General features: G+C 68.3%; 17 protein-coding genes, 1 tRNA gene and 1 pseudogene. 6 read left to right on the top strand and 13 right to left on the bottom strand.

Translation table 11 applies throughout. The annotated features are described in order from the left end of the window. Positions 1–102 precede the first annotated feature (102 nt). The 3 genes and pseudogenes from ACQEV2_RS23295 to ACQEV2_RS23285 form a co-directional block, all read left to right on the top strand. On the top strand, positions 103–2400 hold the full coding sequence (locus ACQEV2_RS23295; RefSeq protein ID WP_433044723.1) for a transglycosylase domain-containing protein: 2298 nt from the start codon (positions 103–105) through the stop codon (positions 2398–2400). 135 nt (positions 2401–2535) lie between these two features. Continuing rightward, a complete protein-coding gene (locus ACQEV2_RS23290) occupies positions 2536–3036 on the top strand; it encodes a hypothetical protein (protein WP_433044720.1) in 501 nt (166 codons plus the stop codon). Positions 3037–3088: 52 nt separating this feature from the next. After that, positions 3089–3406: pseudogene (locus ACQEV2_RS23285) on the top strand (LuxR C-terminal-related transcriptional regulator); the annotation flags it as partial. 60 nt (positions 3407–3466) lie between these two features. On the opposite strand, the gene ACQEV2_RS23280 reads toward ACQEV2_RS23285, so the two are convergent. From ACQEV2_RS23280 to ACQEV2_RS23265, 4 genes are all read right to left on the bottom strand, one after another. Next, the gene (locus ACQEV2_RS23280) at positions 3467–3631 is read right to left on the bottom strand and encodes a hypothetical protein (protein WP_433055253.1); all 165 of its coding nucleotides are present in this window, start codon (positions 3629–3631) and stop codon (positions 3467–3469) included. A 67-nt stretch (positions 3632–3698) separates the two neighbouring features. After that, on the bottom strand, positions 3699–8084 hold the full coding sequence (locus ACQEV2_RS23275; RefSeq protein ID WP_433044717.1) for a hypothetical protein: 4386 nt from the start codon (positions 8082–8084) through the stop codon (positions 3699–3701). 440 nt (positions 8085–8524) lie between these two features. Then, the gene (locus ACQEV2_RS23270) at positions 8525–8896 is read right to left on the bottom strand and encodes a hypothetical protein (RefSeq protein WP_433044714.1); all 372 of its coding nucleotides are present in this window, start codon (positions 8894–8896) and stop codon (positions 8525–8527) included. Positions 8897–9184: 288 nt separating this feature from the next. Beyond that, positions 9185–9649 carry a GatB/YqeY domain-containing protein gene (locus ACQEV2_RS23265; protein WP_394726532.1) on the bottom strand — a complete coding sequence of 155 codons (465 nt, stop codon included), beginning with the start codon at positions 9647–9649 and terminating at the stop codon, positions 9185–9187. 130 nt (positions 9650–9779) lie between these two features. Between ACQEV2_RS23265 and ACQEV2_RS23260 the strand changes: the two genes are divergently transcribed. The 3 genes from ACQEV2_RS23260 to ACQEV2_RS23250 all read left to right on the top strand — a co-directional run bounded on the left by ACQEV2_RS23260 (position 9780) and on the right by ACQEV2_RS23250 (position 11864). Next, positions 9780–10706, top strand: coding sequence for a metallophosphoesterase (locus tag ACQEV2_RS23260; RefSeq protein WP_433044710.1), 927 nt, complete (start codon positions 9780–9782; stop codon positions 10704–10706). A gap of 244 nt (positions 10707–10950) precedes the next feature. Then, positions 10951–11757, top strand: coding sequence for a Pr6Pr family membrane protein (locus ACQEV2_RS23255; protein WP_433044707.1), 807 nt, complete (start codon positions 10951–10953; stop codon positions 11755–11757). Positions 11758–11790: 33 nt separating this feature from the next. After that, positions 11791–11864, top strand: a tRNA-Pro gene (locus tag ACQEV2_RS23250). A gap of 83 nt (positions 11865–11947) precedes the next feature. On the opposite strand, the gene ACQEV2_RS23245 is transcribed toward ACQEV2_RS23250, so the two are convergent. The 9 genes from ACQEV2_RS23245 to ACQEV2_RS23205 form a co-directional block, all read right to left on the bottom strand. Beyond that, positions 11948–13150, bottom strand: a complete 1203-nt coding sequence (locus ACQEV2_RS23245) for a site-specific integrase (RefSeq protein WP_433044704.1) — start codon at positions 13148–13150, stop codon at positions 11948–11950. Positions 13151–13224: 74 nt separating this feature from the next. Continuing rightward, a complete protein-coding gene (locus ACQEV2_RS23240) occupies positions 13225–13434 on the bottom strand; it encodes a helix-turn-helix domain-containing protein (protein WP_108906899.1) in 210 nt (69 codons plus the stop codon). 225 nt (positions 13435–13659) lie between these two features. Continuing rightward, complete coding sequence (locus tag ACQEV2_RS23235) at positions 13660–14826, bottom strand: DUF3631 domain-containing protein (RefSeq protein ID WP_433044699.1); 1167 nt, start codon at positions 14824–14826, stop codon at positions 13660–13662. Next, a complete protein-coding gene (locus ACQEV2_RS23230) occupies positions 14823–15179 on the bottom strand; it encodes a hypothetical protein (RefSeq protein WP_433044696.1) in 357 nt (118 codons plus the stop codon). Before ACQEV2_RS23230 ends, ACQEV2_RS23235 begins: the two co-directional genes overlap by 4 nt. After that, positions 15176–16066 (bottom strand): bifunctional DNA primase/polymerase, encoded by an 891-nt coding sequence (locus ACQEV2_RS23225; RefSeq protein WP_433044693.1) that lies wholly within the window; start codon positions 16064–16066, stop codon positions 15176–15178. The genes ACQEV2_RS23230 and ACQEV2_RS23225 overlap by 4 nt, the downstream gene beginning before the upstream one ends. Positions 16067–16226: 160 nt before the next feature. Beyond that, positions 16227–16679: a hypothetical protein gene (locus tag ACQEV2_RS23220; protein ID WP_433044690.1), complete on the bottom strand. Its 453-nt coding sequence runs from the start codon at positions 16677–16679 to the stop codon at positions 16227–16229. A gap of 3 nt (positions 16680–16682) precedes the next feature. Beyond that, complete coding sequence (locus ACQEV2_RS23215) at positions 16683–17288, bottom strand: hypothetical protein (RefSeq protein WP_433044687.1); 606 nt, start codon at positions 17286–17288, stop codon at positions 16683–16685. Between the two features lie 19 nt (positions 17289–17307). Further along, a complete protein-coding gene (locus ACQEV2_RS23210) occupies positions 17308–17502 on the bottom strand; it encodes a hypothetical protein (protein ID WP_433044683.1) in 195 nt (64 codons plus the stop codon). Then, the gene (locus ACQEV2_RS23205; protein ID WP_433044680.1) at positions 17499–17774 is read right to left on the bottom strand and encodes a hypothetical protein; all 276 of its coding nucleotides are present in this window, start codon (positions 17772–17774) and stop codon (positions 17499–17501) included. The genes ACQEV2_RS23210 and ACQEV2_RS23205 overlap by 4 nt, the downstream gene beginning before the upstream one ends. Positions 17775–17912: the final 138 nt, after the last annotated feature.

Genomic DNA, 17912 nt, shown 5'->3' with positions numbered 1-17912 from the left:
GAATGGGTTGCATTGCCGTGCCATGGCCGACATCACTCTCCGTGGCGTGCTCACGCACGGTCGGCCCTCGGTTCGCTCATCTCTACGGTTTAGGCTGCCCTCATGCCAAAGAAGCGCTCGGGCGGCGGTCTCTCGCCAACGCAGCAGGCCGCCAAGTTCCTCGGTGTCAGTGTGCTCGCGGGAGCCGTGCTGGCGGGTATCGCGCTGCCGGCCGTCGGCGCACTGGGACTTGCGGCCAAGGGATCGGTGGAGAGTTTCGACGAGCTCCCGGTCAGCCTCAAGACCCCGCCGCTGAGCCAGCGCACCACGATTCTGGACGCCAAGGGCGGTCTGATCGCCTCGGTCTACTCACGCGACCGTACGGTGGTCGACCTCAAGGACATCTCGCCGTACATGCAGAAGGCGATCGTCGCGATCGAGGACGCCCGCTTCTACCAGCACGGCGCGGTCGACCTGAAGGGCGTCCTGCGCGCCCTCAACCGCAACGCCCAGAGCGGCGGCGTCGCGGAGGGCGCGTCCACGCTCACGCAGCAGTACGTGAAGAACGTCTTCGTCGAAGAGGCCGGCGACGACGCGACGAAGGTCGCGCAGGCCACCCAGCAGACCCTCGGCCGCAAGATCAAGGAGCTGAAGTACGCGATCCAGGTCGAGGAGGAACTCGGCAAAAAGAAGATCCTCGAGAACTACCTGAACATCACGTTCTTCGGCCAGCAGGCGTACGGCGTCGAGGCCGCCGCCGAGCGCTACTTCTCCAAGTCCGCCAAGGACCTCAAGCTCCAGGAAGCGGCGCTGCTCGCCGGCATCGTCCAGTCGCCCAGCCGGTACGACCCGATCAACGACGAGGCCGAGGCCACCAAGCGGCGCAACATCGTGCTGCAGCGCATGGCCGACGTCGGTGACATCTCCCAGGCAGACGCCGACAAGGCCAAGGAGGCGCCGCTGGGCCTGAAGGTCAGCAAGCCCAAGAACGGCTGCATCACCGCGGTCAAGGGCGCCGGCTTCTTCTGTGACTACGTGCGCAAGGTGTTCACGAGCGACCCGGTCTTCGGCAAGTCCAAGGAGGAGCGGGCCAAGATCTGGAACCAGGGCGGTCTGACGATCCGGACCACGATGGACCCGCAGGCGCAGAAGTCGGTCCAGCGGTCCATCAAGGAGCACGTCTACCAGAAGGACGACGTCGCCACCGCCGCCACCATCGTGGAACCCGGCACCGGCAAGATCCTGGCGATGGGCCAGTCCCGGCCGTACGGCAACGAGGTCAAGAAGAACGAGACGGTGCTCAACCTCTCCGTCGACCTGAATATGGGCGGCGGCGCCGGTTACCAGCCCGGTTCGACGTTCAAGCCGATCGTGGCCGCGGCGGCCATCGAGGGCGGCATGGCGCCGACGCAGGTGTACTCCTCGCCGTACGAGATGGAGTACCCGAGCCCCGTCCAGGCCTGCGACGGCAAGACCTGGAACGAGAAGGGCGTCAAGCTCACCAACGAGAACGAGTCCGAGGTCGGCCCGTACGACATGAAGGAGGCGACCGCGAAGTCGGTCAACACCTACTACGTACAGATGATCTCGGAGATCGGGATCTGCCCGGTGACGACGATGGCGAAGAAGATGGGCGTCGAGCGGGCCGACGGCGGTGACCTCGCCCAGGCCCCGTCCATCGCCCTCGGCACCATGGAGATGTCTCCGCTGACGATGGCGTCCGGGTACGCGACGTTCGCCTCGCGCGGGATGTACTGCACGCCGGTCGCCATCGAATCGGTCACCCAGAAGGTCGGCGGGAAGACGCAGTCCCTGGAGGTCCCGAAGTCGACCTGCCGGCGCGCGATGTCCGAGACCACCGCCGACACGATCAACACGCTCCTGAAGGGTGTGGTCGAGGACGGTACGGGCACGGAGGCGGGCCTCGGCGCCCGTCCCAGCGCCGGCAAGACCGGTACGACGGACGAGCGGTACGCGGCCTGGTTCGTCGGCTACACGCCGAACATGGCCGGCGCCGTCTGGGTGGGCGACCCCACCCACAAGCGGAAGATGCAGGGCATCAGCATCGGCGGCGTCTGGCACGACAAGGTGTTCGGTGGTGAGGTGCCGGGCCCGATCTGGCGCGACATGATGACGGGCGCCCTGGACGGCAAGGACGCACCCCCCTTCAACCTGGTGGACATCCCGGACCGCGAGCAGGACAAGGGCCGTGACGATGACGACGACAAGGGCGACGACAACGGGAACGGCAACGGGAACGGCAACAACGGTGGTCTCATCGGCGGCCTGACCGACGGAGGCATCACCGGCGGCGCGGACGGCGGGACGAATGGCGGCACCTTCCCGTCGCCTTCGTTCTCGATCCCGGAGGGCTGGTGGCAGGGTCAGACGAACGGCAACGGCAATGGAGGCCGCGGCTGACTCTCCGACGGCCCGGGCGTAATTACGCCAGTTAGGCAATATGGGCATTCTCTCGGCGGACGCCGTGACATATTCACGTGCAGCCCCGCCACGAGGGTGCCCATTTTGCTGCCCGCCGTTTCACATGGAGGGGAAATGAAACTCCGGTCACGCATCGGCCTCACGCTCGGCATGCTGCTCAGTTCCCTCGCGCTCGCCGTCCCGAATTCCGCCTCGGCCGCCGCCCTGGCCTGTGACAACTTCGGCTGTGACGGCCACGATCCGAACATCCAGAGCTGGGACTCCGGACCGGTCACCCCGCACGGCCCCTACGACCTGGGCAACTCGTTCTCGTACGAGCTGCGGTGGGGGAAGACGGACGGCGACCAGTACAGCTGGGGTCGCTTCAAGTACATCAGCGGCTCGGGCGCACAGGACTGGTCGGTGTACGTCCAGCGCTGCACGAAGGACCACTCCACCTGCTACTGGAGGCTCGGTCTGAAGGAGGGCGGGGCATCGGGCTGGACCGCCAAGGTGCCGGACACGGCGAATTTCTACCAGACACGCACGCCGATGTATTACAACCCGTCGACCCACGAAATGCGTGCCTGCGTCGAAAATCCCTCGGGCAGGCAGTACTGCACTCCCTGGTACTGAGTCGGCCCAGACGGTTCAGTAACCGGACGTCCAGCAATCGGACACACCGCGGGTGGGGTGGCGTGATTACGCCACCCCACCCGCCCCTTTACCGCCCTTTGGTGACGTTTATTCGGCTGTTCATGGTCACAAGCGCTTCCTAGACTGCTCTGTGAAGTGGCTGTGGAAACAGCGTCACAGGGGGGCGAAATTGACCATTCCGCCAAAATTCGAAACCGGCACATCTGGTGTCGATACCGACGAACGAAGAATTCTGGATCTGCTCTACACGGGGTTGAACGACGCATCGATCGCGAGGCACCTGGGAGTGGGACACCGGACGGTGCAGCGCAAGGTGCAGCGCCTCATGGAGCGGTTGCAGGCCAACGGACGGGTGGCCCTGGGCGCACGCGCCCAGGAACTCGGCCTGCTGCCTCCGGCCGGGCTCACCTCAGGGAATGACAGCGGCGATGACGACGGCGACCGGCAGGAACACTACGGCCGCCGCCATCAGCCAGCCCACCTTCCATGAGGACCTGTCGCCGACCTTCACGCACAGCACCGTCATGAGGATGAGATAGACGGTCAGCGGCACGATGAGGATGCCCGCGCCCACGATTGACTCCTTCGAGACGTGAGCCCGGGGCCGCCGAGAGCGGCCCCGGGCTCTTTGTTCCTACGCCCTACGGCGTGACGTTGTCGAGAAACCCGGTGGTGGGTGCGTCACAGTGCACGACGCCGGCCGGACGGGCGCCGGGTCCTTCACCGACCACGGGCACCGGAGCGTCGAGCGCCCACGGGTTGCCGCCGCTGCCACGATCGGTCGCGTTGCACTTTCCATAGGCGTTCCCGCCGATGCTGTTGACCCCGGGGATGTTGGAGAAGTTCTTCCAGTCCCCGAGCTTGATCCGCTCGTTCGACGGGCGGCCGAGGTTGTCGGTCATCGAGTCGTCGACGTAGAGGTACAGGTCGGGCATGTAGCTCTGCCAGACGATACCGTTCGACGGAACCGCGTCGCGGTTCTCCACCAGATGCGTCGGCTTGACACTGCCGTCGGCGCAGAACGCCGCCGCGATGTCCTGCCAGATCGGCGGCGCGTTGCCGATCTGGCTGCCGAAGATGTTGTTGTCCCCGCTGTTCTTGAAGAACATCGAGTACATCTCACCGGCGAAGTTCTGGATCATGATGTTGGTCTCGGGATGCGCCTTGACCTTGTCGACCCATGCCTTGACGTTGTCGTTGATGTACTTGTGAGCGACCATCGGCCGGTACCCGTGGACACCGCCGCCGACGGCGCGGAAGTCCACACAGGTGTTGTCCGAGTTCAGGCGGGCTCCCCGGAAGTGCGGGAAGAACACCTGACCGGGCGTGTCACCGTCGGTGTACGGGTGCACCCTCTGGTCACGGCCCCACTCGAGCGCGTCCTGGGTGGTGTAGTCGATGTACGGCTTGGAAATGCCGTAGTCCCGCTCGATCGCGTCCATGATCTCGGTCACGAAGTGCGGCAGGTGGGCGTTTCCGATCTTGACCTCGTAGTCCGCCGACTCGCTCCCCGAGATGATCTTCCCGGTCGACTTGTCCTTGATGAACGAGACGTTGACGTCGCTCTTGATCTTGTAACTGTTGGGGTCCTTCAGCGCGATGCTGGCCGGCGTGAGCGGGTTGGGCCGCTGGTTGGCCATGGCCATCCAGACCGGTATGGACATGGACGGCGCCGAACCGTCGGCACGCGGCGTGTAACCGCCCGCCTTGATGTCCTCGTACCACTTCTGGGCCGCGTCGTAGGTGTTCTGTCCGCTGCACTCGCCGACCGGCACCACCGTGGGGCAGCGGGCGGCACTGGTGATGCCGTACGCGTCGGCCCCCGGGTTGTCCCACCGCGGTCCCTGGTAGGCCAGGCCCATCCCCCAGTCGTACAGGGTCTTCATGGTGCGCAGCGGTGTGTAGACCTCCTCCGGCATGTTCGAGTTGAGGTTCTGGTTCCGGTCGAAGATCGCCGCCGCGGTCAGGCTCCGCTCGACGTACTCACCGTCGATCGGCTGCACGGCGATCGCGTCGTAGGCGATGTCCTTGTCCCCGGTGCCGTCGGGCGTGATGGTCGACAGCGTCACCTTGGGCCTGCCGTCGAACATGAACGCGCCGAGCGCGACCCACCGGTTCTTGCTGCCGTTCTGGTCCAGGACCCGGGTCTTGACTCCTCGGGCGGTGGTGATCTGGTACTTGGCGTACTTCGCCTGCGCACCGTGGTCGGGCAGGTGCACCCAGATCTTCGCGGGCCCGTTGACGTCCTTGTTCAGCGTCCACGAACCCGTCATCTTGAGCCGCTCGCCCTTGGCCCCCGGGGCACGGGTGTGCCCGAAGTAGAAGTGCCCGCCGAACCCTGCGCCCAACTGGTGCAGGTCGACCTTGGACGGCCAGGTGGTGATGATGGCGCTTCCGTCGTAGTTCAGGCCCGGTTCGCCGTCACCGAAGTCGAGGCTGAAGCTGCCCTCGTTGGTCCAGTCGCTGTTGGCGCAGCCGGATCTGATGGACGGGGTCCCCTGCGGCAGGTCGTCGATGATCATCGCGCCGGACGGCAGGCCGGAGCGTGAGCAGTTCGGCGGGTAGGCGGTGCCGTCCGCCTGCTCGGCGTCGTAGTCCGGGGAGGTGAAGCGGAAGAACTCGTTGCCGCACTCGTAGGCGCAGTCCGTCTTCCACTGCACCGACTGGTGGAACCAGCACTTGAAGTCGGCGTGGGTGCAGGGACCCTGACCGGCCTCGTTGCTGGCGCCGTCGCTGATCTTCGAGGGCTCGCACCAGTTGTACGGCCCGCAGAACAGGTCCTCCGGCGGCTTGACCCGCGCGCGGTTGTACTTGGCCGAGCCCTTGACGGTGGCGTCCTCGCTGGTGCCGTTCCACCAAGCGGCGCGGAAGGCGGGCACCATCGTGCCCGGCGATTCCAGGAACGCCGGCGGGTGCGCCGCGAAGCCGAGCACCTTCTCCGGGTACGGCCAGTTCTGCGGGCGGGCGGCGGCGGAGGCGTCCTCGTTGCCGAGCCGGTCCTCCATGAACGGCGTACGGCCGGCGTCCCACTCGGGGTTGGCGGGGTTGTTGGCCCAGCCCACGCCCCAGGCGTCGTTGCCGTTGACGTTCTCGTAGAAGCCGCTGTTGTAGGCCCACAGCGCGAAGAACCAGTTCTCCAGCCGGTTCGGGTTGCCGTCGTGGACCGCGAGCCCGGCCTTGCGGGTCGTGTTCCACTTGTCGACCAGGATCTGCAGACCGGCGGCGACGTTGGCGGCGTAGTCCAGGGCCACCGCGCGCTGCTTCTGGTAGTCCCAGGCGGTGCCGCCCTTGCCGTTCTCCCGGCCGGCCATCCGCATGTGGTCGGTGACCTGCGTGATGCCGTAGCCGCAGTCGGCGTCGGACCAGTCGATGTCCCAGTCGTTGTCGGTGTTGCCGTCGTAGTAGTCGATGCCGTAGTAGTTGCCGATCAGCGGGCTGCCGGTCACACCGGGCACCGCGGAACGGGCCGCCTGCCACATGTTCGACTCCTGCGTGGTGATGCCGAGCATCACCTGCGCCGGCACCCGGCCACCGCCCTCGAGCGCCGGGTTCGCGAAGAGGGTCTGCGGCGCGTAGGCCGGCATCCCCAGGTTCTTCCAGTTCGCCGGCCGGGTGGCGCCGATGTTCAGCTTCCCGGTGATCGCCTTGTTCACCGCCCACTCGACCTGGCGCGGCTTGGGCTGCATGGCCTGGTTGCGCGGGTCGCTGCGCGGCACGGAGCAGGTGCGCTCCGACTCCACGATCTCGGTACGCGTGCCGCTCACGGCGGCGGCGCTCAGGGCGCTCGTCCCGGCGGAGTTGGTCCGCATGCCGCCCTCGGCGGCCGCCTTGCCCTTGGCCGCCTTCTTGCCCGTGCCCAGCAGCGGTGACGGGGTACGGGAGGTCTCCCACTGCGGCGACTTGGCCTTCAGCGGGGTCACGGTGAAGCCGGCCTTCGTGCCGCTGTCGCGGACCGTGGCGGTGATCTTGACCGTGCGCGCGTCCAGCGCCGAGTCGGGGTGCAGGTACTTCGGCGAGCCCTTGCCGTCCGCCCACGTCGTGTGCTGGACGATCGTCTCGCCCTTGGTGGACAGCGTGGCGTCCTTGTCGGCACCGGCGAGCCGTGTGACCGTCTTCGGCAGGCTCTTGGCCGCCTTCACCCCGCCGGTCAGGTAGACCTGGCCGGCCCGCCGGATCAGGCCGGTGTCGGCCAGCGGTCCGGAGCCCAGCTTCGACACCTTCTTGTCCGCCCAGCGGCGCACCAGCGCGGTCTCGCCCTGCTTGAGGCTGTCGCGCTGCACGCGCTCCAGGAAGACGTAACCGCCGTCGCTGTCCTTGCTGATGCGGTAGGGCACGGTGCCCGTCGTCGCGAGCTTCTTCTTGGCGCCCTTGGCGTCGATCTCGACGAGCGTACGTCCGGAGGCGCCCGCGATCTTCCCGCCGCCGGCCGGCACCGAGGAGGTGACCTGACCGTCGACGGCGACGGGCTTGCTCAGCCTGCCGGTCCCGGTGTCGACGCGGATCAGCCGGGTCTGCTTCTTGTCCTCACCCGGCGACTGCGTCAGAACCGCCTCTTCACCCGTGCCGCAGCCCGGGTTGTAGTACGACAGCGACGCGTTGGCCTTCAGCTTCGTCACCGCGCCGGTGACCAGGTCCACCACGGCGGTGAACCCGCCGCGGGCCATCAGCCGGGGGTCGTTGGTGAAGGTACGCGGCGCGTAGACGACGACGGCACGCTTGCCGGAGCCGGTGACGCACGCATTGCCGATCCACTGGTCGGCGTCGAACCCGGGCTCGGCCAGCGAGGCGAGGGTCTTCCACGCGTAACCGCTCTTCTCCGTCGCGGTCAGCAGATGGAAGCCCTGGGCGTCACCGGTCGTGGTCCAGGCGATGTCCGCCGACTGCTTGTAGTCCTCGCCCAGCACCTCGGCACGGTCACCGGCCGGGACCGCGTCGGGCGTGGGCTTGGCCGACGACGCGGCCGGAGACGGGGACAGGGACGGGGAGTCGTCCGCCCAGGCCGTCACCTGCAGCAGCCCAGTCAGCATTCCGCCGGCCGCCACGAGGGACAGCGGAGCCCTGAGCCGTTTGTACCTGCCGTATCTGTGTCTGTTGTTTTCGCGCGTTCTCAACCAGTCTTTCCTTTCAGTGACACACGCGCCTAGACGGCACGCGTGACCCGACCCGTCTCCGGGGAGCGCAGCGGTCGGGAGTCTGTGGGGGATTCAGCGGCTACAGGGCTGCAAAGGGCCCGTAGAAGGGCAGCGCAGGGCAGGGCAGGAGCAGCTGAGGAAAAGAAAAGGAAGAGATAGAAGGGAGAGAAGATATAAGGGGAAAAGGGAAAGGCGGAGGAGGAGGGAGAAAGGGAAGAACGGCGACATCAGGGAGATATGCGCGAATCAACAGCGGCCGGAGATTCACGGCAGAATGCGACGCAGGAGGTGAATACGGCACAGGGCCTGCGCCACCTCCCGCGTCGGGGTGCTCGTCAGCCGCAGTGGACGTTCTGCCACTGGTCGCCGACGATCTTGTTGTACCCGGGGTCCGCGACCCAGCCGGAGAGGGTGATGCACTTGCCGTTGCTGTTGGTGACCAGGGCAGGGCCCGCGTACTCGTAGAAGTAGCCCTCGTCCTTGTCGTCGTCGCTGCTGTGCCAGAGCTTGACGTCCATGTAGTGCCGCTGGCCGGCGTACTTCTTGGTCATGTTGATGACACAGTTCGTGCCGCCATTGGCGCTGGAGTAGTAGAGGTAAATCGACCCCCACGTACTGCCGTTCTCGTCCTTGATGTTGTACGTGTCGATCTGCGAGCCGGGGCAGCCGTACGCGTCGGCGGCCGCCGACGCCGACGGGGCCGCCATGAGATTGAGTCCAGCCGCGACAACCAGACCGGACACTGTCGCCAAAACCTTGCGCAAGGCGCTTCCCCCTCCGAGCCGAAACCCATGAATTTCAGGCTGGTGCATTCAATGCAAGATTTGATCAGACATGACAAGGGTGATCAATAGCCGCTGGGGAATTGACGTCATTACGCCAACCCGGAGGCGCGCACACAAAAGCCCCGCACCGCAACGAGTGCGGGGCGGGGCTGCGCGGGGCGGCGCGGGGCGGGGCTGCCGCCCGACCGGTCGGTGTGCGGCGGGCCGCTGTCAGCCGGCGAGCAGCTTCTTCACCGCGGCGGCGACCCGGCCGCCCTCCGCCTGGCCGGCCACCTTCGGGTTCACGATCTTCATGACGGCGCCCATGGCGCGCGGCCCCTCGGCGCCCGCCGCCTTGGCCTCCTCGACGGCCTGGGCGACGATCTGGTTCAGCTCGTCGTCGCTGAGCTGCTTCGGCAGGTAGGCGGCGAGCACCTCGCCCTCCGCCTTCTCCCGCTCGGCGCTCTCGGCGCGACCGCCCTGCGCGAAGGCCTCGGCCGCCTCGCGGCGCTTCTTCGCCTCGCGGGTGATCACCTTCTGCACCTCGTCGTCGGAGAGCTCGCGCTTCTCCTTGCCCGCGACCTCCTCCTTGGTGATTGCGGCGAGCGTCAGCCGGAGCGTCGAGGAGCGGAGCTCGTCGCGCTCCTTGATCGCGGCGTTGAGGTCTTCCTGCAGCTTCGACTTGAGCGTGGTCATGGGGTCGATTGTCGCAGGTGTGGGCAGCGGAACGCCCGTTGATTTCAAGGGGCCTGCGCGCAGGCGTCGTACCGGAGTGGTCGACGGCGGCCGGGCACGGGGCACTTCCGCGGTCTGACACGATGGTCGTATGCGCGCGCGATACGGAGTACCTCTGGGCATCACGGCGGTTGGCGCCGCCGGTCTGCTGTATTCGGCGGGTTTCGAGGCCCGCTCCTTCCGCCTGCGACGGGTGACGGTCCCCGTCCTGCCCGCCGGCATGCGCCCGCTGCGGGTACTCCAGGTCTCCGACATCCACATGGTGAGCGGTCAGCGCAAGAAGCAGCGCTGGCTGCGCTCACTGGCCGGCCTGCGCCCCGACTTCGTGATCAACACGGGCGACAACCTGTCGGACCCGGAGGGCGTGCCGGAGGTGCTGGACGCGCTGGGCCCGCTGATGGAGTTCCCGGGAGCGTACGTCTTCGGCTCCAACGACTACTACGGCCCCAGGCCGCGCAACCCTGCCCGCTACCTGCTGGAGAAGGTCCAGGGCCGCCATGGCCTGAACGGCAACCCGCCCGTCGTCGGCGCGATCCACAACCCCTGGGAGAACCTGCGCGACGGCTTCGACGCCGCGGGCTGGCTCAACCTGACGAACACACGGGGGACGCTGAAGGTCGAGGGCGTGTCGGTGGAGCTCACCGGCCTGGACGACCCGCACATCAAGAGGGACCGGTACGCGCAGGTGGCCGGCGGTCCGTCGGGCGCCGCGGACTTCGCGATGGGCGTGGTGCACGCGCCGTACCTGCGCGTCCTGGACGCGTACACGGCCGACGACTACCCCCTGATCCTGGCCGGCCACACCCACGGCGGCCAGGTCTGCATTCCCTTCTACGGCGCCCTGGTCACCAACTGCGACCTGGACACGGACCGAGTGAAGGGCCTGTCGCAGCACACGGCGGAGGGCCGTACGTCCTACCTGCACGTCTCGGCGGGCTGCGGCGCGAACCGCTACACACCGTTCCGCTTCGCCTGCCCGCCGGAGGCTACGTTGTTGACGCTGGTGGGACGGGAGTAAGGGCCCTCGGCGGCGGCACGGCCGCGGCGGCTCAGCGGCTCGGCGGCTCGGCGGCTCGGCGGCTCGGCGGCTCGGCGGCTCGGCGGCTCGGCGGCTCGGCGGCTCGGCGGCTCGGCGGCTCGGCGGCTCGGCGGCTCGGCGGCTCGGCGGCTCGGCGTAACGATGGGGGCGGTCTGCGGTTCTCGGGTAACCCGCACGGATTACCCGTATCGCCCCATTCGCCCACCCTGCTTAGCGTGAGGGCATGACCGCCCCGATACCCAGGGACATCCCGGATCTCCCCGCGATACCGGGCATGCCCGTACTGCTGCCCTCCCATGTCCCCGCCACGGCGGTGATGGCCCCCGTACCTCGCCCCTTGGCCGCCGCGTACCGCCTGCTGGTCGCAATGACCGCGGCCGCGGCGGTGACGGTCGAGCTGGCCCTCGGCAGCCCCTTGCGCACCCTGAGCCACTTCGCGATCCAGAGCAACATCCTGCTGGCCCTGGTCCTCACCGCCGCGGCCCGCCGCGCCTGGACCGCCCGCCGCCCCCTGCCGTCGGCCCTCACGGGCGCGACGCTGCTCTACGCCGTGGTCACGGGCCTCGTCTACCACCTGCTGCTGGCGCGCGGGGCGAGTTCCTTCGCGCTCCCCGGCGTCCTCACCGGCGAGGCCACCGCGCCGACCGGCTGGCACGCGCTCACCACGCAGGTCCTGCACACGGCGACACCCATAGCGGCCGTCCTGGACTGGCTGCTCCTCACATCCCCCGGCCGGTTGCGCCTGCGCCAGGCAGCGACCTGGATGCTCTACCCCCTCGCCTACCTGGCGTTCACCCTCATCCGAGGCGAACTCCTCCCCGGCAGCCCGGCCCGCTACCTCTACCCGTTCCTCGATGTGGCCCGGCACGGCTACAAGAGCGTCCTGGGCAACGCCCTCCTCATCGGCCTCGCCATCTACGCCCTGGCCATCCTCCTGGTGGCCCTCGACCACGCCCGCCCCAACCCGATCCGCCGCCGCATCCATCACCGCACGAAAACCGGATTTCGTCTCCAGCCACCAGTGGGCTAAAGTAAACGTCGTCGCCGCGACAAGCAGTGACATCGGGGTGTAGCGCAGCTTGGCAGCGCGCTTCGTTCGGGACGAAGAGGTCGTGGGTTCAAATCCCGCCACCCCGACGCTGGTCAGAGGGCCAATCGCGTGATCGCGATTGGCCCTCTGTCATGCTCGGGGAGCCAAACAGGGGGCCAAACGAATTTGATCAGGCCACCGCGTCGCCCTCCTCCTCGCCCTCCGTGTCCTCCCCTTCCTGATCTTCGGCGAAGATGTCATCCATCGCTTCGGCACCCTGCGTGATCACCGGCCGGAGCTGCTTGCGGTAGACCGCCTCTGTGGTCGCCTGACTGCTGTGACCGACCAGCAGCGCGATCCGCTCCAAGGGGATGCCATGGTCAGAGAGCAGGGACACGAAGCTGTGCCGGAGCTCCCGCGGGGTCCACTCAGGCTTCAGCCCGGCTTTCTTCACGATGGCCTTGAAGTCGCGCCGGACGTTGGCCGCGTCGAGCGGCTCGCCGCTCCGAGTCGTGAAGACACGGCCGGTCGGGCTCCACTCCATCCCTCTCGATGCCCGCTCCTGCTTCTGCCATCGCATGTGCTCTTCGAGGACTTCGACCACCTGTTTCGGTAGAGCAATGGTCCGGCGGCTCTTCCTGGTCTTCGTCTCACCGTGCTTGCGCACCGAACGCCACACCGCGACGTGAGGCGGGATGCCGTCCGTCGGCTCCAGGAAGACGTGATCCCAGGTGAGCGGGCGCGCCTCTTCCGTGCGCACGCCACTGAGAAGCGAGAGCACCAGGTAGGCGTAGAGCCGTGACGGGCGCGCGGCGGTGAGCACGGCTTTCGCCTGCTCCAAGTTGAGTGCCTTGCTCGGACGGCCGGGGCGCCCCTCCGGTGCGGTGACGAGTAGGGCGACGTTGCGCGCAGCTTTGTCCCTGCGCTGGGCGTGCGCGATGGAGCGGCGCAGGATGGCGAGCAGGTCACGCAGGCTTCGGGTTGCGAGGAATTCGGCCCTGTCATCCAACCAGTCGTCGACGTCGTCCGCGCTGAGTTCCTTCAGCTTAGCCTTGCCGATGAAGGGGATCAGGTGCTTGTTCGCCATCGAGCGGTTCTTGCCGATGGTGCCCTTCTCATCGCGCCCTTTCAGCCCGCGCTCCAACCAGTCGTTCACCGCGTCGGCCACGGTGTAGTTGGCCGGAGCCTTAACGCCGGTTTGTACCTCCTTCTTCAAGTCCCGGATCTTCTGACGGACTTCGGTCTTTGTCTTGCCGTACACCTTCGGTCGACGGCGCTTGCCGTTCGGGGCGTAGCCCAAGGAGACGGCTCCCACGTAGCTCTTCTTGGCGGGGTCCCAATAGATGGTGTCCGCACCATGGCCAGCCCGGGTGTTCTTCGGGGTCTCGCTCATCTTCTGTTGTGCCTCCATAGGACAGGGCCGCGCCCTGAAGGGCGCGGCCCTGTGGAACTGGGGTGATGGGGAGTTCAGGCGGTGGCCTCTGCCTCGCGCTTGAGGAGTTCGACGTACTGCGCGATGTACTCCGGCGGCACGAGTCGGCGGCGACCGATGCGGACGGTCTGAAGGCGTCCGAGGCGGATCTCCTCGTAGACCATCGAGCGTCCGATCCTGAGAGCCTTGGCCGCCTCTTCGGGGCGGTAGAGGAGCTGTTCGGCGGGTTCAGCAACCGTGGTCATGCGGCGGTGCCTCCTCGGCAGGGTGTCGGGGGCGGTGGCCCCCTTCCTGTCAGGTCCGCTACTTCCGCTACCTCCGCTACCGCCCTGGTCAGGGGCATGATCGAGGTAGCGGATAGAGGTGCGGGTAGCGGATGGAGCCGCTACCGGCCCCGGGTCGTGGCCGCGGGGCGGGTAGCGGATGGGGCGGCGCGGTAGCGGACGCGGAAGGGCGATCCGCTACCGGTTTTAGGGCTCTGACCTGCCCGGTAGCGGAGGTAGCGGAAGTAGCGCACTTTCCGCGGGGGGTGGGCAGTACCGCTGCCATGCGTCGTGAAGGTCCGTCGCGTAGTAGCCCTTCATGACGCTGCCGCCTGCCTTGATGTTGCGGGCCGCGATGGGAGTGTTGTCCGCTGTCATGTACTCCCGCAGCATCCGGGAAAGCCCGCGCGCATCGAGCGGCTTGCCGCTCATGTCCGCCCACGGCGCCTCTTCGAGGCTGTGCAGCCTGTCGAGGATGGCGACGGTGGGCAGGCGGTCGATGCCGTTGAACACGTAGTCACGCAGGTCCGTGAGCAGGCGGATGCCGATGCTGCCCTTGTCGCTGGTCTTGGCCGCGTTGACCAGCTCGATGCAGGCGGCGCGGGCCCGCTCCGGCCACGCCCCGCCTGCCGCGTCGGCCACGGCGAGCAGGGGTTCCCACACGTCCGCGGGCCGGTCGCTGATGCCCTCCGGGAGTTCCGGGAACACCCCATCGACCACGTGGCGGACGGACTGTGCCCATGCGGCGAGCCGGTCGCGCAGCTCGTGCCCCTCCTTCTCGTGGATGCGCTGACGGAACGGCTCCACACGCTCGTTCGGCGCGCGGCGGCGCATGCGGACGATGACCGAGCGGGTCAGGATCGTGTCCGGCAGCGAGCCGAGACCGGCGACCGCGACCCCGCAGAACGACGGGAACTCCTGTACCTGCTGATTTGCTCCGTCGCCCACGCAGCGCCACATGACGCCGGAGCGGCGATGCCCGGCGTTCAGGAAGCCGCGGAGCTGTTCGTTCTCTCCGGCCTTGGGCCCGAACACGGTGTCGATCTCATCGAACAGGATCGTGGGCCGCCCCTCCATCCCGGACACCGCGCGGAAGAGCGCGGAGGCTGAGGCGTTGACCGCGACCATCGGTTGCGGCACGAGAGTTTCCACGATCTCCAAAGCACGGGACTTGCCCGAACCCGGCTCCGGCGACAGGAACGCGAGCCGCGGGGTGGAGTCGAAGCAGTCGAGCAGGTGCGCGTGCGCGTCCCACAGCGTCACAGCGACGTACGCGGCATCGAGGGGGAAGATGTTGAAGCGGCGGTGGAAGGCTTCGACCTCATCGAGCAATGCGGATCCGTCCATGGCGGGTGCCGGCGGATTGGTGCTCATGCCGCCTGCCTCCCTTCCTGGTTGCTGCGGAGCGGGCATGCGTCGCGGTGGGCGGTGTGGTCTTCGATCAGGGCGAGCACCTTCGTGTGGCCGACGGCGCTACGGTCCCTGCCGCACAGGCACCTCGAGGTGGCTGTGGGCACGGCGCCGCGCGGCGCGCAGATGCACAGCCACGCGACCGGGAACCGTCCGTCCCCCTCGTGCGGGTCAGGACGAAGAGCAGAAGGGACGCCCTTGCGGGCGGCGCCTTTCGGCTCGCCCACGGCCGGAGCGGGCGCGGCTTGTGCGGCGGCGCGCGGGCCGGTCGGGGCGGCGGGAAGGCTCTTCAGGGAGGGGCGGGGCGCGGTGCTCATGCCGCCCTCCCCTGACCGTTGCGGGCAATAGACCAGTTCAGACCGCTGCGAATGGTCGCCTCACAGGATCGCGGCGAGAGACCGGCCTGCTCCCCCGCCCACTGAAGAGCCTCCTCAACCTGCTCCCTGGGGAGGTCGCCCCATGCGATGAACCGCCCCAAGGCTCGCGCCGCCCGCAGCAATGTGGCGTTGCGCTCGCCCTCCGGAGCCTGCCGCACGGACGCGGTTTCCGCGTTCAAGCCCGCTGCCGCGTAGCGAGAGGCTCGTACGGCTGACGGTGCAGCCATCAGTGCCCGCGAAGCCTGACGGCCCGTCAGACGGGCGCTCAGCCATTCCGGCAGCGGGGCGGGCGGCATGTCGTTGACGAGCGCATAGGCGCCCGTGGGGGTGAGGCTGCCGGGGGCGACGACGTAGCCACCCCAAGCGCGGGTGTCGATGCGCTTGCCGAGCCGTCCGGCCGTATTGCCGAGCCGGACGCCGGACGGGGCGGTGAAGTACAGGTGGACCCCGCCGCTCGCGGTCCGCACCGTGCGCGTGGTGGGGACGGCATGCCCGGCGCGCTCGCAGAGCGCCGTGAAGGTCGTCACGCCGTTAGGCGTGTCCGTAGCGCTCTTCCGTTTGGGCATGTCGAGGTCGACAACGACCAAGCGGGAAGGGCCGGTCGCGATGCCGACGTTGAACGGCAGGTCGCCCCACGCGCGGCGGATGCGGTCCGGGTCGATGGTGGCGCGCTCTTCCCACTTGCGGTGACCGCCCGCACAGTCGCCGATGCCGGGGCAGACGTCCTCACCGTGCAGGGCCGGACGCTTGTCGCCGGGGCGCAGCGGGAGGACGGCCCATCCCCGTTCCGCGGCGTCGAGGGCGGCGTACAGGAGGTGACGGTTCATGCCGTCACCCCCGCCGTGCTCGATGGGGTGGCTTGGGCCGGACGACCCTCGCCGAATGACGCTCGTTGGGTCATGCTGGATGTCTCCTGCTCTCTTGGAGGGACTGGAGAACCGGGGCGGGCGCAGGCTTGTGGTGAGACGGCGCCCGCCTCGGGCGTACCTACTGGTGGTTGATCCAGTGGGCGTACTGCTGGCGGACGTAGCGCCGCGGGTCGCAGATGACGCCCGCGTCGTCCAGGCTCATCAGGCGCTCGGCTGCCTCGTTCGCTGCCTCGGCCGCGTCGTCGCCGACGTCCTGCAGGGCGATGCGGTCCAGGACGGCCGCCTTGCGGAGCCAGAAGTCACGCGGCAGCCGGGTGCCGAACGGCGTGTTGGCCTCCTGCTCAGCAGTCCACCCGACTTCGCTGAGGACGCTCGGGGCGAGCGCGTACGCCTCCTCCGGCGCGGGCCACGGTCCGGTGTTGCTGTGGTGGTCGGCCGTGACGTACAGGCGCAGCCGCTTGCCGCCGCGGGTGGGGTACTGGCGTACGGGGCCGACGGTGAAGGCCTGCGACAGGGCGTCGGTGACGCGGTCGGTGTCGGCGGGGTCGCAGATGACGCGGATTTCGAGCATGGGTCAGTGCTCCTTGCTGGTGTCGACGGCGGGGAGGGCAGGCAGTCCTGCGCGTTCCAGGGCGGTGGGGTCGAAGCCGGGCAGCGTGGCGCGGGTGACGAGTGCCTGCGCGAGCTGTTCGGCGTAGGCGGCGCCGGTACGGGCCACCTCGATCTGTGTGGTGGAGCGGAGGGTTTCGACGCGCTCGATGTGGGCGTACTCCTCGCGCCGCTCGCTCGTCTGCCGCTCGTACGCGACCGTCTCGCGGCGGTCGGTGCGCCAGTAGCGGGCGGCGAGCCCGTAGGCGCCCGCGGTGGCGAGCGACCACAGCAGCAGGGGCAGGGAGAGTCCGTCGGAGTATCCGGCTACCCCGGCGAAGGCGAGGGCGCCGGAGGCGGCGAACGCGGTCCCGACGAGCACGGAGTCCCCGGTGGCGTTGCCCGCGACCACGCCCGCGGCGGCGGCTCCGAGGGACAAGGCAGCCATCAGCACAGCGTTGCCGACGGAGTGTTCGGCGCCGTTGGCGTTCCAGATCCGGGCGAGTGCGAGCACGGTCGTGGTGGCGATGGCGGGCGTTGCCTTGGGCGCGGCAGCAGCGAGCCAGTGCCGGGCGGTGGTGGAGTCGTTCACGAGTACTCCTCCTGTCCTGTCAGTTGCCGAGCGCGGAGAGGGCGTCAGCGGACGCCTGCACGAGGTTGTGGATGGGCTCGTACGCGCCGGTCCCAGCGGTGAAGAACCCGAACAGGAACAGCACGACGGCGGCGCCGCCCCCGGCGGACCGGGTCTTGACGGCGAGGGCGGACGCGGCACCGAACAGCAGCACGGCGGAAATGTTCAGAATCATCGGGAGCCTTCCGGGCGCGGGGTGTCGGTGCCCGCGCGGTAGATGCGGGCCCAGCGGTTGTAGAGCCAGCGGCCGACGCGTACGCGCTTGCCGGTGGCCTTGCAGCGGCGGCAGTCCTTGCCGCGCTTCATGCGGCCCTTGCGGTCGGTCTTGAACGCGAAGCCCCAGCCGTGGCACTTGCGGCAGTCGCCGAACGGCGAGGCGGCGCACACAGCGACGTAACACAGCGTGACGCCGACGAGCAGGGTGATAGCGAGCAGGGCAAGGCTCATGGAGGCCCTTCCAGGCGGTTTTCTGGGGTTTCCGCAGGTGGGCCGCTATCCGCTAGCGGCCTGATCAGAGCGGGTTCGGGGCGCTAGCGGGGCCGCTAACGTTAGCGGGGTGTGCCGCTAGCGCTAGCGGCCCCGGAG

This window comes from Streptomyces sp. CA-251387 (genome assembly GCF_050936625.1).
GTDB lineage: Bacteria > Actinomycetota > Actinomycetes > Streptomycetales > Streptomycetaceae > Streptomyces.
The sequence above is the reverse complement of the archived record's forward strand: the minus strand, read 5'-3'. Positions and strand labels throughout refer to the sequence as shown.

Coding starts and splice junctions, on each gene's coding strand:
- ACQEV2_RS23295 (WP_433044723.1), top strand. CDS start 103: ATGCCAAAGAAGCGCTCGGGCGGCGGTCTCTCGCCAACGCAGCAGGCC.
- ACQEV2_RS23290 (WP_433044720.1), top strand. CDS start 2,536: ATGAAACTCCGGTCACGCATCGGCCTCACGCTCGGCATGCTGCTCAGT.
- ACQEV2_RS23275 (WP_433044717.1), bottom strand. CDS start 8,084: ATGCTGACTGGGCTGCTGCAGGTGACGGCCTGGGCGGACGACTCCCCG.
- ACQEV2_RS23270 (WP_433044714.1), bottom strand. CDS start 8,896: ATGGCGGCCCCGTCGGCGTCGGCGGCCGCCGACGCGTACGGCTGCCCC.
- ACQEV2_RS23265 (WP_394726532.1), bottom strand. CDS start 9,649: ATGACCACGCTCAAGTCGAAGCTGCAGGAAGACCTCAACGCCGCGATC.
- ACQEV2_RS23260 (WP_433044710.1), top strand. CDS start 9,780: ATGCGCGCGCGATACGGAGTACCTCTGGGCATCACGGCGGTTGGCGCC.
- ACQEV2_RS23255 (WP_433044707.1), top strand. CDS start 10,951: ATGACCGCCCCGATACCCAGGGACATCCCGGATCTCCCCGCGATACCG.
- ACQEV2_RS23245 (WP_433044704.1), bottom strand. CDS start 13,150: ATGAGCGAGACCCCGAAGAACACCCGGGCTGGCCATGGTGCGGACACC.
- ACQEV2_RS23240 (WP_108906899.1), bottom strand. CDS start 13,434: ATGACCACGGTTGCTGAACCCGCCGAACAGCTCCTCTACCGCCCCGAA.
- ACQEV2_RS23235 (WP_433044699.1), bottom strand. CDS start 14,826: ATGAGCACCAATCCGCCGGCACCCGCCATGGACGGATCCGCATTGCTC.
- ACQEV2_RS23230 (WP_433044696.1), bottom strand. CDS start 15,179: ATGAGCACCGCGCCCCGCCCCTCCCTGAAGAGCCTTCCCGCCGCCCCG.
- ACQEV2_RS23225 (WP_433044693.1), bottom strand. CDS start 16,066: ATGAACCGTCACCTCCTGTACGCCGCCCTCGACGCCGCGGAACGGGGA.
- ACQEV2_RS23220 (WP_433044690.1), bottom strand. CDS start 16,679: ATGCTCGAAATCCGCGTCATCTGCGACCCCGCCGACACCGACCGCGTC.
- ACQEV2_RS23210 (WP_433044683.1), bottom strand. CDS start 17,502: ATGATTCTGAACATTTCCGCCGTGCTGCTGTTCGGTGCCGCGTCCGCC.
- ACQEV2_RS23205 (WP_433044680.1), bottom strand. CDS start 17,774: ATGAGCCTTGCCCTGCTCGCTATCACCCTGCTCGTCGGCGTCACGCTG.